The 13,892-nt window shown below is 60.3% G+C and carries 13 protein-coding genes; 7 read left to right on the top strand and 6 right to left on the bottom strand.

Features of this window, described 5'->3' with window-relative positions; translation table 11 throughout:
• The first annotated feature begins 42 nt into the window (after positions 1-42).
• A complete protein-coding gene (locus BM225_RS16630) occupies positions 43-1,017 on the top strand; it encodes a Gfo/Idh/MocA family protein (protein ID WP_072705841.1) in 975 nt (324 codons plus the stop codon).
• Positions 1,018-1,080: 63 nt separating this feature from the next.
• Here the strand turns inward: BM225_RS16630 and BM225_RS16635 are convergent, their stop codons facing one another.
• The 5 genes from BM225_RS16635 to BM225_RS16655 all read right to left on the bottom strand — a co-directional run bounded on the left by BM225_RS16635 (position 1,081) and on the right by BM225_RS16655 (position 6,879).
• Entirely contained in the window at positions 1,081-2,898 is a 1,818-nt protein-coding gene (locus BM225_RS16635; protein WP_072705842.1) for a M3 family oligoendopeptidase, read from the bottom strand.
• Between the two features lie 74 nt (positions 2,899-2,972).
• A complete protein-coding gene (locus BM225_RS16640) occupies positions 2,973-4,556 on the bottom strand; it encodes an ATP-dependent DNA ligase (RefSeq protein WP_072705843.1) in 1,584 nt (527 codons plus the stop codon).
• The gene (locus BM225_RS16645; protein ID WP_072705844.1) at positions 4,556-5,578 is read right to left on the bottom strand and encodes a ligase-associated DNA damage response exonuclease; all 1,023 of its coding nucleotides are present in this window, start codon (positions 5,576-5,578) and stop codon (positions 4,556-4,558) included. The genes BM225_RS16640 and BM225_RS16645 overlap by 1 nt, the downstream gene beginning before the upstream one ends.
• A 45-nt stretch (positions 5,579-5,623) precedes the next feature.
• Positions 5,624-6,568, bottom strand: a complete 945-nt coding sequence (locus BM225_RS16650; RefSeq protein WP_072705845.1) for an alpha/beta hydrolase — start codon at positions 6,566-6,568, stop codon at positions 5,624-5,626.
• 20 nt (positions 6,569-6,588) lie between these two features.
• Positions 6,589-6,879, bottom strand: coding sequence for an SCP2 sterol-binding domain-containing protein (locus tag BM225_RS16655; protein ID WP_072705846.1), 291 nt, complete (start codon positions 6,877-6,879; stop codon positions 6,589-6,591).
• A 172-nt stretch (positions 6,880-7,051) separates the two neighbouring features.
• Between BM225_RS16655 and BM225_RS16660 the strand changes: the two genes are divergently transcribed.
• From BM225_RS16660 to BM225_RS16680, 5 genes are all read left to right on the top strand, one after another.
• Positions 7,052-7,507: a tetratricopeptide repeat protein gene (locus BM225_RS16660; RefSeq protein ID WP_177218645.1), complete on the top strand. Its 456-nt coding sequence runs from the start codon at positions 7,052-7,054 to the stop codon at positions 7,505-7,507.
• A gap of 12 nt (positions 7,508-7,519) precedes the next feature.
• Positions 7,520-10,384: a helicase-related protein gene (locus tag BM225_RS16665; RefSeq protein ID WP_072705848.1), complete on the top strand. Its 2,865-nt coding sequence runs from the start codon at positions 7,520-7,522 to the stop codon at positions 10,382-10,384.
• A gap of 8 nt (positions 10,385-10,392) precedes the next feature.
• A complete protein-coding gene (locus tag BM225_RS16670) occupies positions 10,393-10,770 on the top strand; it encodes an RNA-binding S4 domain-containing protein (RefSeq protein WP_072705849.1) in 378 nt (125 codons plus the stop codon).
• 50 nt (positions 10,771-10,820) lie between these two features.
• Positions 10,821-11,159 (top strand): ferredoxin FdxA, encoded by a 339-nt coding sequence (gene fdxA / locus BM225_RS16675; protein ID WP_072705850.1) that lies wholly within the window; start codon positions 10,821-10,823, stop codon positions 11,157-11,159.
• Between the two features lie 254 nt (positions 11,160-11,413).
• The gene (locus BM225_RS16680; protein ID WP_072705851.1) at positions 11,414-11,929 is read left to right on the top strand and encodes a CarD family transcriptional regulator; all 516 of its coding nucleotides are present in this window, start codon (positions 11,414-11,416) and stop codon (positions 11,927-11,929) included.
• A 98-nt stretch (positions 11,930-12,027) separates the two neighbouring features.
• On the opposite strand, the gene cobS is transcribed toward BM225_RS16680, so the two are convergent.
• Positions 12,028-12,789, bottom strand: coding sequence for an adenosylcobinamide-GDP ribazoletransferase (gene cobS, locus BM225_RS16685; protein ID WP_072705852.1), 762 nt, complete (start codon positions 12,787-12,789; stop codon positions 12,028-12,030).
• 70 nt (positions 12,790-12,859) lie between these two features.
• On the opposite strand from cobS, the gene cobT reads away from it, so the two are divergent.
• Positions 12,860-13,870, top strand: coding sequence for a nicotinate-nucleotide--dimethylbenzimidazole phosphoribosyltransferase (gene cobT, locus BM225_RS16690; RefSeq protein ID WP_072705853.1), 1,011 nt, complete (start codon positions 12,860-12,862; stop codon positions 13,868-13,870).
• The last annotated feature ends 22 nt before the right edge of the window (positions 13,871-13,892 follow it).

Below are 13,892 nucleotides of genomic sequence, written 5' to 3' on the forward strand. Positions count from 1 at the left end.
CCTCGGGCCCTAGGCTCGAGGGGATTTTTATTTGGGGGCGGTATGACCAAAATCTACAACTGGGGCATTCTGGGGGCGGCGAAATTTGCCCGCGAACACATGGGGCCCGCGATCCATCTGGCCAGCGGGGCGCGCTTGGCGGGGCTGGCCACGTCGAGCTACGACAAATCTGCGCCGTTCCGCGCGTTTGCGCCGGATATCCGCGTGTACGAGAGCTATGACGCCCTGATCCATGATCCCAAAATTGATGTGGTCTACATTCCGCTCCCGAACCATTTGCATGTGGAGTGGGCGCTCAAGGCGTTGAAGGCGGGCAAGCATGTGCTGTGCGAGAAACCGATCGCCCTCGAGGCCGCCGAGATCGACCAGATCATTTCCCTGCGCGACGAGACCGGCCTGATGGCTGCCGAAGCCTATATGATCCTGCACCACCCCCAATGGCAGCGCGCGAAAGAGATCATAGACAGTGGCGAGATCGGGCGCCTGCGTCATGTGAGCGGGATTTTTACATTCGACAACCGAGAGGACACCGGCAATATCCGTAATAAGGCCGAGACCGGCGGTGGTGGCATCCGCGATATCGGGGTCTATACCTATGGCTCTGCGCGGTTCGTGACGGGGCAGGAGCCGACCGAACTGCGCGCGGATGTGGAGTTCGAAAAAGGGATCGACACCTATGCAAATGTCACAGGACGGTTTGGGGACATCACGTTTACCCTGATCAACTCGATCCGCATGGCGAACCGTCAGCGCATGGAGTTCCATGGGGAGAAGGGTGTGTTGGCCCTGACAGCGCCGTTCAATGCGCAGGTGTTCGGGGAGCCGAAGCTGACGGTGGAATGCTCTGGCGGGGTGATCCGTGAAGAACGTTTCCCGGCCGCTCAACACTACAAGCTTCAGGTCGAGAATTTCTGTGCTGCGATTGGTGGGGACCGTTCGGCTTATCCGGTGTCGCTGGAGTTCTCGCAGGGCACGCAGGCGATGATCGACCGCGTATTCGCTGACGCAAAGCGCTGATCAACCAAAAGGAACGCCGCCCTGATCGGGCGGCGTGCTGTGTTCTTGGTGATTGCGGTTGGGTTATTCCATCGCCTCGAGCTGGTCGATGAAGCCTTCGATCATTGACAGGCCCTTGTCCCAGAATTTCGGGTCAGACGCATCGAGGCCAAAGGGCGCCAGGAGCTCTTTGTGGTGCTTCGACCCGCCCGCCTTGAGCATGTCGAAATACTTGTCTTGGAAACCTTCGGGCTGCTCTTGGTAGGCCGCGTAAAGGGCGTTCACCAGACCGTCGCCGAACGCATAGGCGTAGACGTAGAAGGGCGTATGGACGAAGTGTGGGATGTAGGCCCAGAAGGTCTCATAGCCCGGCATGTAGTCGAACACTGGACCAAGGCTTTCTGCCTGAACGCTCATCCACAGGGCGTTGATGTCGTCGGGGGTCAGTTCTCCACCGCGGCGCGCCTCGTGCAGTTTGCATTCGAAATCGTAGAAGGCGATCTGGCGCACGACTGTGTTAATCATGTCCTCGACCTTGCCAGCCAGCATGACCTTGCGCTCGTTGTCGTCCTTGGCGCCGGACAGCATCTTCTGGAAGGTCAGCATTTCGCCAAACACAGACGCAGTTTCCGCCAGCGTCAGCGGAGTGGAGGACAGCATTTCGCCCTGACCAGCGGCCAGACGCTGGTGGACGCCGTGTCCCAGTTCGTGGGCGAGTGTCATCACATCGCGCGGTTTGCCAAGGTAGTTCAGCAGCACGTAGGGGTGCGCATCGGTGACGGTGGGATGGGCAAAGGCACCAGGCGCTTTGCCCTGTTTGACGCCCGCGTCGATCCAGCCTTTGGAGAAGAACGGCTCGGCCAGTTCGGCCATGCGCGGGTCGAAGTCGCCATAGGCGTCCATGACAATCTTTTCCGCTTCGGGCCACGCGATCTTGCGCTCGGTCTCCATGGGAAGGGGCGCGTTGCGGTCCCAGACTTCCATGGTTTCAAGGCCGAGCCATTTTGCTTTGAGTTTGTAGTAGCGGTGGGACAGGCGCGGGTAAGCATCGACCACAGCGTTGCGCAGGGCCTCGACGACTTCGGGCTCTACGTGGTTGGCCAGATGGCGACCGGTCTGCGGGGTGGGCATGCCGCGCCAGCGGTCCATGACCTCTTTTTCCTTGGCCTGGGTGTTGTGCACGCGGGCGAAGGTTTTGACGTTCTTGGTAAAGGTTTCACCCAAGGCGCGGGCACCAGCCTCGCGCTTGGAGCGGTCTTGTTCGGACAGCAGGTTCAGGGTCTCTTCGATGCCCTTTTCCTCGCCATCCACGTCGAATTTCAGGCCCGCAATGGTTTCGTCGAACAGACGCTCCCAAGCGTCGCCAACCACGCCCATGTCGTGGAGGAATTTCTCCATCTCGTCGGACAGCTGATAGGGCTTCATTGCGCGGATGCGGTCAAACACGGGCTTGTAGCGGGCCAGATCGCTATTTTCCGCGAACAGAGCGTCCAAATGGTCATCGGGCAGTCGGTTCAGTTCCAGCGTGAAGAACACCAGCGGGGTGGTGTAGCGGGTCAGGCGATCTTGCAGGTCGGACATGAACTTGGCGCGTTCGGCGTCCATGGTGTTCTGATAGTAGCGCAGACCGGCAAACGACATGATGCGCCCCGCGACCATATCGATGCGTTCGTTGCGCAGGGTGCATTCCAGCATGCCGTCTGCATCCAGATCGGCCAGTTTGCCTTCGTAATCTTCGGCAAAGCTGGCGCAGGCGCTTTCCAGCCAGTCCAGATCGCGCAGCAGTTCAGGGGCGTCTTCGGCGGTGTACAGATCGCTCAGGTCCCATTCCGGCAGATCCCCCAGATCGCCAGTGCCTGCGCTGGGGTTTGCATCAAAAAGCGGTTGAATGCGGTGTGCCATAGGTGGTCCTTTTTAATCTTGCTTGGAACACAGGTAAGAGCGCCCCCGCAGGATGTGCAAGGGGGCGGGGCGAATTAGGGCATCAAAGCCCTCAGATCATCGAGCGTGTTCGCCTCTGACGCGGGTTTGTCGTGCCGCCAGCGGATCATGCGGGGAAAGCGCAGGGCGACGCCCGATTTGTGGCGCGGGCTGTCCATGATCCCTTCGAACCCGATTTCGAACACATGCTCCGGGGTGACCTGCCGGACGGGGCCAAAGCGTTGCAAAGTGTTTTTGCGCACCCAAGCGGTGATCTTGCGGAATTCTGCGTCGGTGAGGCCGGAATAAGCCTTGGTAAAAGGGACCAATTCGCCGTTGTTCCAGACCGCAAAGGTGAAGTCGGTGAACAGGTTGGCCCGCCGTCCATGCCCTGATTGGGCATAGATCATCACGGCGTCGATGGTCAGGGGATCGACCTTCCACTTCCACCAGTCGCCTTTTTTGCGGCCCGCCAGATAGGGGCTGTCCAATCGTTTCAGCATCAGCCCCTCGGCATGGGCATCGCGGCTGGTTTCTCGGATATCTGTCAGGGTTTGCCAGTTGTTGAAGGGCACGACTGGAGAGGGGATTACAGCGGCCTCGGGTGGGATTTCAGCCAGCAGAGTTTCAAGTCGTGCGCGCCGTTCTGCCAAAGGCTTGTCGCGTATGTCTTCGCCCGCGTGTTCCAGCAGGTCATAGGCGCGCAGGACCACGGGTGCGTCTTTCAACAGCTTTTTCGGCACGGTTTTCCGGCCAATCCGTTTTTGAAGTTCGGAAAAGGGCAGGGGTTTGTCCTCGTGCCACGCCAGAACCTCGCCATCCAGAACGGTACAGTCGGGCAGGAAATCCACGCTGCGGGCAAATTCGGGAAAGCGGTCGGTGATCAGCTCTTCGCCGCGGGACCATAGAAAATGGGTGCCGCCGCGCAGGATCAGTTGCCCGCGAATGCCGTCCCATTTCCATTCAGCTTGCCAGTCTGAGGGCGCACCAAGGGCCTCGGGCGCATCTTCCAGACCATAGGCCAGATAAAACGGGTAGGGACGTGACTGGTCCGCCTCGGTGTCCTGCGCATGTATCAGATCGTGAAAGGTGGTCGTTTCTGGCGTCCAATTGCCCATCAGGCGATGGGCCATCTGCGCCTCTTCGGTGTCCGTGGCGCGGGACAGGGCGCGGGTCATGAGTTTTTGGCTGACACCCACGCGAAAACCCCCGGTCAGCAGCTTGTTAAACAGAAACCGCTCTGTCGTGTTCAGGCAGTCCCATGCGTCCAGAACGGCCTCCTTGCGGGAGTCTTCGTCCGCTGGTGTCAGGCGCAGGATTTCATCCATCCAGTCCGACAGGGTTCGGTTGGTCTGGCGCGTGGCGTCGGGCAGGATCAGGGCGATGGTTTCCGACAGATCGCCAACGATTGGATAGGTTTCCTCGAACAGCCACAAGGGGATGCCTGCCCGTTCCGCCGCCCATTCACGCAGGCGCGTGGTCGTGACGGCGCGCTTCGGGCGACGTCCGGAAAACAGCGCGATGCACCACAGTTTGTCGGGATCAGCAGCGGTTTCAAAATAGTCGGTCAGCGCGGCGACCTTCGCATTGGTCGAGGTGGTCTGATCCAGCGCGTTGAACAAGTCGGCAAAGGCTTGCATCAGTCCACCTCTGCCACATCGTCAGTGTCGGCGCCTTCGCCGGTGTATTCGGTGGCGACAATTGCGGAATCGTAGCCTTGGCTCAGAAGCCACTGGTTGAAGATTTCGGTGTAGCCGTGCGTCACAAAGACTTTTTCGCAGCCTGTGGCGCGGATGGTGTCGTTCAGGCCCGGCCAATCCGCATGGTCGGACAGGACAAACCCGCGATCTGCGGCCCGGCGCCTGCGGACCCCGCGCAAGCGCATCCACCCGCTGGCAAATCCCGTCGCGGCGCGACCGAACTTCTTGGCCCAAGGGGTGCCGAACGCCGAAGGGGGCGCGATCACGATGCCGCCCGTGTGGGCTTTGACATCCAGATCGCCGGTGACGCGGGTGGTGGCGGGCAGCGGGTAGCCTTGGGCGCGGAGGACTTCGTTCGTGGCCTCGACCGCGCCGTGGGTCAAGATCGGGCCGATGGATGGGTCGAGCAGGGACATCAGCCGCTGCGCCTTGCCCAAGGAATAGGCCCCGAGCAAGGAGAACCGCCCCTCGGCGGCATTGGCGGCCCACCATCCGTTGATCTCCTCAGCCGCCACGGATTGAGGGGCCCATTTGAATGCCGGCAGGCCAAAGGTGCATTCGCTGATAAAGGCGTGGCAGCGGACCAGTTCAAAGCTCTCGCACAGGCCATCCGGTTCGGGTTTGTAGTCGCCCGAGACAACCCAAACCTCGCCACCGACCTCGATCCGGATTTGCGCCGAGCCGGGGATATGTCCTGCAGGGTGAAAACTGACTGAGGCCGCTCCAATTTGCGTCTTAGCGCCGTAGGGTGTGGTTTGGATCGCCACGTCACCCAGCCGGTGGTGCATGACGGGTGCTGCGGCTTCGGTCGCCATGTAATGCTGATGGCCCCAGCGGGAGTGATCGGAATGCCCGTGAGTGATCAACGCACGATCCACGGGGCGCCAGGGGTCGATATAAAAATCACCAGCAGGGCAGTAGATGCCGCGATCAGTAAAGGTCAGAACAGGGTCAGCTCGCATAAGGCGAAGCTAGTCCGCCGCTGCCGCACTGCCAGAGCAATCCAGTCAGGCGTCAACGTTTTCTTTGGTGCGTTCAACAAAAGCGGCGATTTCGGACTTTGCACGACGGCGGATGTCCGGAGTTTCCATCAGCACCTCGTGCTGTGCATTCTCGATCTCAATCAGTTTGCCCTTGGGCCATGCGCCCATCCGCCGCTTGATTTCCTGAGGATCAACAATGCTTTCTAGATCGCCGAGAAAGCAGAGGGCAGGCACGTCGGGTGACGGGATAGAGGCCAGCGCCAAAGTCTCGCGAAGCGCTTGGTTCAGCCAGTTCAGACTGGGGCCGCCAAGGCCAAGGTCCGGTTGCGCGTCCGTCTGGCTGCGCATGTAGGCATACATGTCACGATCCGTGGTCAGCGCATTCCCCAAAAACGGAGCTGCCTCGGTATAGGGGCGGCGGCTGGTGCTTGGGGTCAACAGATGACCCAATGCAACTTTGTCTGCAGTCCACGTCACGGTCCACGCGACGGTACGCAATACGCCAGGCATCTGGATGCCCCACATGGGCGCAGTAAAAAGCACGCCGGAAATTGGCGCGCCATTTAGAACTGTGCGAAGTGCGATGCACCCGCCCATGGAGTGGCCCAGTATGTACCAGGGCTTGGGCAGGTTCATGCGCGCCGCGTAGTCCAAGAAGGCGGCTACATCTTTCTGGAAGTCCGAAAACTGCCCAACGTGCCCAACCAGACGATCGTCTAACGCGCGGTCCGACAACCCTTGGCCGCGCCAGTCCAGCGTCGCGGTCGCGAGCCCGATTTCGGCCAACTCTCGGGCCGTGATGCCATATTTTTCGATGTATTCGGTGCGCCCGTTGAAAAGCAGCATCGTGCCTTTAGCCCCAGTGTGGGGCCAGTGGGCCATGCGCAGACGCACCCCGTCCGAAGCAGTGACCCAGTGCGCAGCCCCCCCATCGGGGCCGCGTGCCAGATCATTGAAAAACGGGGCCATCTGCGTCACGTCTGTCGTCCCTAGGCCAGTACGGTGCCAAGCTGCATGGCTTTGCCCATGTCGCCATCGACGCTCAGGCGGCCCGACATAAAGGCTGCAGTGGCATCCAGTTCGCCATCGAGAATGGATTTGAAGGTGTCGGCGTCAGCAGTCAGGGTGACTTCAGCCTCGTCATCGGCGGCGCGTGCGCCGTTTTCGTCGATGATAATGCTGCCTTCGTCCTCGATCACGAATTTGGCGGTGCCGTCAAAGCCGTCATCCCCCAGTTTCGCGTTCAACTCCTCGACTGCGGTATCAATCACAGAGCTCATCGTGTCGCCTTTCACATTCTTGTTGCGGCACTCGCTTTTCGCCGCGGTTGGATTACACTGCTGAACTATGACCAGATTCCTTGATCCGCTCAAACGTGTCGTCACGGCAGGTTTCATGATAGTCACGATTTCCTCACCTGCAACGGCGCAGAGCCCGCAGGAGACGGAGTTGTTGGAACGATTGAAGAAAGCTGACCCCGATGGTGCGCAAGTTCTTGCCGAAGATTTGCGTCTGATTTGGGCGCGCTCGGGGTCCGCCATGGTGGACATGCTGCTGCGCCGTGCAGAGCGGGCGATGGCCGAGGGCGAGTTGGAGCTTGCGCTAGAACATCTGACGGCCGTGACTGACCACGCTCCTGACTTTGCCGAGGGGCATATGTTGCGGGCCACAACACTCTACCAGTTGGACCTCTATGGTCCTGCGATGGAAGAGCTGGAGCAAGCGATTGCGCTCAACCCTAACCATTTCGGGGCACTCTTTGGGGCGGGGATCATTTCCTATGAAACCGGACAGACCGAAGCGGCGATGACGTTTTTCGACGCTGTCGAGGCTATACATCCCAACTTCGAGCAATTATCTCGGCTCCAACAGGAACTGGACAAAGAGGCGGGCGCGCTCGACCTCTGAGACGAGGGTATAATGGCCAACAGGGGCCGGATCGCGGCCATTTTGGGCCCGACCAACACAGGCAAAACCCATTATGCCATCGAACGGATGTTGGGATATCGGACCGGTGTGATCGGTCTGCCCCTGCGTCTTTTGGCGCGCGAGGTCTATGACAAGCTGGTCGCCCTGCGGGGGCCTTCGGTCGTGGCATTGGTGACGGGCGAAGAGCGGATCGTCCCGCCGCGCACCCAGTATTGGGTCTGCACGGTCGAGGCGATGCCAGAGGGTATCGGCGCCGACTTTGTCGCGGTTGATGAAATCCAACTCTGTGCGGACCCTGAACGTGGACACGTGTTTACAGATCGCCTGTTGCGGATGCGCGGGACGAACGAGACCTTGTTCATGGGCAGTGACACGATGCGCGGGCCGATTGCCGCGCTGGTCCCGCATTGCGAGTTCGTTCGCCGCGAACGGATGAGCCAGTTGCTTTACTCCGGGTCAAAGAAGATCAGCCGCATGCGGGCACGCAGCGCGATTGTCGGCTTCTCGGTGGATAACGTGTACGCCATTGCCGAACTTTTGCGCCGCCAGAAGGGCGGTGCGGCTGTGGTGATGGGGGCGCTGAGCCCGCGGACGCGGAACGCTCAGGTCGAACTCTATCAGAACGGGGATGTGGATTATCTGGTGGCGACTGATGCCATCGGGATGGGCCTGAACCTTGATATCGACCACGTGGCGTTTTCCAGCCTGATCAAATTCGATGGCCGCCGGATGCGCGAGTTGCACCCCAACGAACTGGCCCAGATAGCAGGCCGTGCGGGACGGGGGATGTCGGATGGCACATTCGGTACCACAGGCGAAGCGCCGCCGCTGGATGACGAGGTCGCTGATGCGATCATGGAGCACCGCTTTACCCCGCTGCAAAAGCTGCAGTGGCGGAATCACGACCTGCGGTTCGGCCATGTGGACGCGCTGATCGATTCCCTTGAGCAGGGGCCAAACGACCCCCGTTTGCTCAAGGCGCGAGAGGCTGACGACCTTCGCGTTCTGAAAATCCTGACGGCGGTGGATGAAATCCGCGCACGGGCCCACGATGGAACAAGTGTGAAACTGCTGTGGGATGTCTGCCGGATTCCCGATTTCAGGGGGATCAGTAGTGGTGAACACGCCACACTTCTGGAGCAAATCTACCGATTTTTGCATCAGGATGGCCGTGTTCCCGATGATTGGCTCGCCAGACAGATCAAACGCATTGACCGGACGCAAGGCGACATAGATACCCTATCCAAGAGGCTCGCGTTCATTCGGACTTGGACATATGTCGCGCAGCGTTCTGGCTGGGTCCGTGACGAAAGTCATTGGCGTGGCGAAACAAGGGCGGTAGAAGACCGCTTGTCAGATGCGCTGCACGAGCGCTTGACGCAGAGATTTGTGGACCGGCGCACATCCGTGCTTTTGCGCCGGCTCAAGCAGAAGGAGGCCCTTTTGGCCGAAGTAAACGACAAGGGTGAAGTGACCATCGAAGGAGAATTCGTTGGTCGTCTCGAAGGGTTCCGTTTCCGTCAGGACAAGGGCAGCAGCCCCGACGAAGCGAAAACCGTAGCCAAGGCAAGCTTGCAGGCGCTGGCGCCTCATTTCCATCTGCGCGCAGACAAGTTCTACAACGCGCCCGATACCGAAATCGACTTCACCGAACAGGGTGGTCTGATGTGGGGTACGGATGCGGTTGGCAAACTGGTCGCCGGATCGGATCCGCTCAAGCCCGAGGTTGTCGCCTTTGTCGATGACGAAGCAGGTGCAGACGTGGCTCAGAAGGTGCAGCGCCGTCTGCAGCACTTCATTGACCGCAAGATCGCGACCCTGTTTGAGCCCCTGATGAACCTGTCCAAGGACGAGGCTCTGTCGGGGCTGGCTCGTGGCTTTGCCTTCCGCATGGTCGAAGGTCTGGGTGTGCTGGAACGTGCGCCCATCGCTGACGAAGTCAAATCGCTGGATCAGGATGCTCGCGGCGCGCTGCGCAAGCACGGTATCCGTTTCGGCCAGTTCACCATCTTTATGCCCCTTCTGCTGAAGCCTGCGCCGACTCGTCTGCGCTTGGTCCTGTGGTCGCTGGCGAATGGTCTGGATGCTTTCCCCGAGGCGCCGCCTCCGGGGCTGGTGACGGTCCCTGCGCAATCTGACGCGCCTGAGGGCTACTTCACTATGGCGGGCTACCGTCAGGCTGGCGAACGCGCGATCCGCATCGATATGCTGGAGCGTCTGGCAGACATGCTGCGGTCCGAAGATAGCCGAGGCGGCTTCGAAGCCAAGCCCGACATGCTGTCGATCACCGGTATGACACTGGAGCAGTTCGCGGCGCTGATGGAAGGTCTGGGCTACCGTGCTGAAAAAGGCGAACGCGCCAAGGTCAAAGCGGTCGATGCCGTGATGGCTGACCCCGCACTGGCCGCTGGCGAAGAGGCTCCTGCCGCTGACATCGCACCCGAAGTGGCCGCAATCGAAGACGAAGGCATCGCGCCCGTCGCCGAAGAAGCGCCTGAGGCTGCCGAAGTCCCTGCGGAAATCGCTGAAACGCCTGCCGAAGAAGTGGCCGTGGGTGAAGCGGCGGATGCTGGTGCTGCCGGTGCCGAGATGGAAGTGTTCTACACCTTCACTTGGGGTCGTCAGCGCAACAACAACCGTGGCGGCGAGCGTCGTGGCGGTGGGCGCAATAACCGCGCCGAGGGAAGCAAGCGCACCGATGGCGAGCGTCCCCGCGGCAAAGGCAAGCCCAAGGGCAAAGGCGGCAAGCCTCAAGGCCCGCGCGTGCACAGCGCACGTCCGCCCAAGGCAGACAAGCCGATTGATCCCGATAACCCCTTCGCAGCAGCTCTGATGGGCCTGCGGGACAAGACCTAAGGGGCGCCTTGTCGGACGCTGAAAAAACAAAGCTGCGCGTGGACAAATGGTTGTGGCACGCGCGGTTTTTCAAAAGCAGGTCACTGGCCGCACAGGTAGTGTCGGCCGGTCACCTCAGAATCAACGGAAATCATGCAGCAAAGCCGTCCGCGAATGTCGGTCCGGGTGACGTTCTGACGTTCCCGCAGGCCAATCGTGTGCGGGTCGTCAAGATTGCAGCTGTGGGTGTGCGGCGCGGTCCGGCCCCCGAGGCGCAAACGCTGTACGAGGATCTGAGCCCCCCAGAGGACAAAGGTCCTAAAAATCCGGCATTTGAGGGAAGCGGACGCCCCACGAAGAAAGATCGTCGCAATCTCGATCTTCTCCGCCGCGAGAGCCTTGAATGATCTGTCTGTCTGGCCTAGCTATCGGCCAAGTTTAATGAGCGAGAGACCCGATGACCTACGTCGTTACAGATAACTGCATCGCCTGCAAATACACCGACTGCGTCGAGGTATGTCCTGTGGACTGCTTCTACGAGGGTGAGAACATGCTTGTTATCCACCCCGACGAGTGCATTGACTGTGGTGTGTGTGAACCTGAATGCCCCGCCGATGCAATCCGTCCTGATACCGAGCCGGACATGGAAAAGTGGGTCGAGTTCAATCGCAAATACTCGGAAATGTGGCCGGTTATCACCGAACGCAAGGACCCGCTGCCCGAAGCGACCGAGCGCGATGGCGAGGGCGACAAGATCACCAAATACTTCTCTGAAGCGGCTGGTGAGGGGAACTGATTCCCCTAGCGATTCTGTCGGTTTCCCGCTGAATGCTCTCATCTCATTGATTCACGAGGGTTTCACGCTTGGGTATGGCCCTTTGAATGATGGGCAAAATCTGTTATACAGTCGTGTAATATATCGAAACCGATGTATCCCCGCGGTGTTGAGACGGGGGTAATCATCCGGCTACTGAGGGACACCCGAGCGCAATCTTTTCAGATTGCGGCGCGGTTTTTTTGTCCTCTGATGCCCCTGCGAGGAAGGATTGCATGAGCAAATCTAAAGCCCCCGAATTTCGTCCCAATGACTATGTTGTGTATCCGGCTCACGGCGTCGGTCAGATCATGTCCATCGAAGAACAGGAAATTGCCGGCCTCAAGCTGGAGCTGTTCGTAATCTCGTTCGAGAAGGACAAGATGACCCTGCGCGTGCCGACCAACAAAGCTGCCGAAGCCGGTCTTCGGTCGCTGTCGACTCCGGACGTGATTTCGCAGGCGATGGCCACCCTGAAGGGCAAGGCCAAAGTGAAGCGCGCGATGTGGTCGCGCCGCGCTCAGGAATATGAACAGAAGATCAACTCGGGCGATCTGATTGCGATTGCTGAAGTTGTACGTGACTTGCACCGTGCTGACGATCAGCGCGAGCAGAGCTACTCGGAACGTCAGCTGTACGAAGCGGCTCTGGAGCGTCTGACCCGCGAAGTGGCTGCAGTCACGGACGGCGACGAAACTGCTGCTGCAAAGAAAGTCGATGACGTGCTGATGTCGCGCGCTGCTGCTGCGTAACTAGCCAGAAATATAGAATTGAGGAAGCCGCCCTTGGATGGGGCGGCTTTTTTCGTTTTTGGGGGCATGTGTGGGGGAGGTGGGGCTGGAGGGTATTTTTACCAAGAAAGAGAGGAGGTCGCGGCGAAGGCGATAAGCGCAGTGATCTCTGTCAGCTGCTGAGAGGCGCCTAGAATGTCTCCGGTTTGCCCGCCGATCTTCTTTATGGCGATGGCGGCCCAGAAGAGGGCGGTCAGGCCCGCGATAAGGCACGGGATTGGGCCGAGTATGGGCCATGCGATGACCAGGCCGAGAGCAGCGGAGGCGATGGCTGTCAGGCGCGAAGGCGCACCGACAGCACTAGACAGGCCGCTTTTGCGTGCGTTGGGAAGAAAGGCCATGAGCGGGGCCATGGTGCTGCGGCTCAGGGCGCCAAGAGCCGCGAGCAGAAGGATTGGGTTTGAAGCGCCAATCACAATAGAGAGCAGCGCAGTTCGCCAGATCAGCGATAAGGCTATGGCGATGACGCCGTAGGCGCCAGTCCGGCTGTCCTTCATGATTTCGAGCCGGCGTTCGGTGGTCCAGCCGCCCCAAAGCCCGTCGGCGCTGTCGGCGAGGCCGTCTTCGTGCATGGCGCCGGTGATGATCACGGATGTGGTCAGTGCTCCGATTGCTTGAATCATCGGAGGCAGGCCAAGTGACCCGAGGCCCCACGCAACCGTGCCTGCAACCGCCCCGAGGATCGCACCAGCTAGTGGATAGGCCCAAGTGGCGCGCGCAGACCGTGATGTGGCGCGTTCTGTATCGACGCGCACGGGGATACGCGACATAAGGCCCATTGCGGCCGGTAGGTCTTGCCAGTGAAAGAAAGGCTGTGTCATGGGCACGTCGCTGGTTGAGGCGGATTGGCGTTACATATCGGCTTTGGCACACGAATCAACAGGGGGGCCTATGGGACAGACCGAAACCTTTGCGGCTGAAATGACCGCAGCTCTGCAGGCAGCACAGGGACCAAGCGCAGCGGCGCAGGCAGAGGCATCGGCGCGTAACGACGTGCTGACCAAGCCTCCGGGTGCTTTGGGTCGTCTTGAGGAGCTGGCGATTTGGTACGCCAGTTGGCGCGGGAATGCGTGCCCCGAGATCAAGGCCCCGCAGGTCATCATTTTTGCGGGCAACCACGGAGTTGTGGCGCAGGGAATCTCCGCGTTCCCGCCTGAAGTGACCGTGCAGATGGTGGCAAACTTTGAGGGAGAAGGAGCGGCGATCAACCAGTTGGCCAAGCTGCATGGCGCCGAGATGGCGGTCGTGTCACTGGAACTGGACCGCCCGACGGCAGACTTCACCCAAGGCCCCGCGATGGATGCGGCGGATTTGAATGCGGCGCTCAAAGCAGGCTGGGAAGCCGTGAATCCTGAGTCAGATCTGCTGGTTGTGGGCGAAATGGGGATCGGCAACACCACGGCGGCGGCTGCGATTGCTTTGGCGCTCTTTGGGGGCGAGGCGGTGGATTGGGTCGGACGGGGCACCGGCCTTGACGATGCAGGGGTCGCGCGCAAGGCCGAGGTGATCGCCAAGGCGCTGCAGGTCAATGCGCCTCAAGGGCCTATGGAAGTTTTGCGCTGCGTCGGTGGCCGAGAGATTGCGGCGATGGCTGGTGCCATGGCCCGAGCGCGGGTCAAGGGCATTCCGGTCATTCTTGACGGCTTCATCTGCTGCTCAGCGGCAGCGGTGCTGGACCGATTGGTCGAGGGTGCGCTCGATCACTGCGTCGCAGGCCATCAGAGCGCCGAGGCGGCGCATGGGCGCGTGCTTACGGCTCTGGGCAAAGAACCTCTCTTGTCGCTCGGCTTGCGTCTGGGAGAGGGGTCGGGCGCTGCCTTGGCTATCGGTGTGCTGAAGGGGGCGATTGCCTGCCATTCGGGTATGGCATCCTTCGCCGAGGCTGGCGTGAGCGACGGCTAAAAGCACAATCACTCGCTGGTAA

It is taken from the genome of Donghicola eburneus (assembly GCF_900115865.1).
GTDB classification, from domain to species: Bacteria; Pseudomonadota; Alphaproteobacteria; order Rhodobacterales; family Rhodobacteraceae; genus Donghicola; species Donghicola eburneus.

What these genes read in the sequence shown, in the direction of transcription:
- BM225_RS16630 (WP_072705841.1), top strand. Translation starts at nt 43, where the DNA reads ATGACCAAAATCTACAACTGGGGCATTCTGGGGGCGGCGAAATTTGCC.
- BM225_RS16635 (WP_072705842.1), bottom strand. Translation starts at nt 2,898, where the DNA reads ATGGCACACCGCATTCAACCGCTTTTTGATGCAAACCCCAGCGCAGGC.
- BM225_RS16640 (WP_072705843.1), bottom strand. Translation starts at nt 4,556, where the DNA reads ATGCAAGCCTTTGCCGACTTGTTCAACGCGCTGGATCAGACCACCTCG.
- BM225_RS16645 (WP_072705844.1), bottom strand. Translation starts at nt 5,578, where the DNA reads ATGCGAGCTGACCCTGTTCTGACCTTTACTGATCGCGGCATCTACTGC.
- BM225_RS16650 (WP_072705845.1), bottom strand. Translation starts at nt 6,568, where the DNA reads ATGGCCCCGTTTTTCAATGATCTGGCACGCGGCCCCGATGGGGGGGCT.
- BM225_RS16655 (WP_072705846.1), bottom strand. Translation starts at nt 6,879, where the DNA reads ATGAGCTCTGTGATTGATACCGCAGTCGAGGAGTTGAACGCGAAACTG.
- BM225_RS16665 (WP_072705848.1), top strand. Translation starts at nt 7,520, where the DNA reads ATGGCCAACAGGGGCCGGATCGCGGCCATTTTGGGCCCGACCAACACA.
- fdxA (WP_072705850.1), top strand. Translation starts at nt 10,821, where the DNA reads ATGACCTACGTCGTTACAGATAACTGCATCGCCTGCAAATACACCGAC.
- BM225_RS16680 (WP_072705851.1), top strand. Translation starts at nt 11,414, where the DNA reads ATGAGCAAATCTAAAGCCCCCGAATTTCGTCCCAATGACTATGTTGTG.
- cobS (WP_072705852.1), bottom strand. Translation starts at nt 12,789, where the DNA reads ATGACACAGCCTTTCTTTCACTGGCAAGACCTACCGGCCGCAATGGGC.
- cobT (WP_072705853.1), top strand. Translation starts at nt 12,860, where the DNA reads ATGGGACAGACCGAAACCTTTGCGGCTGAAATGACCGCAGCTCTGCAG.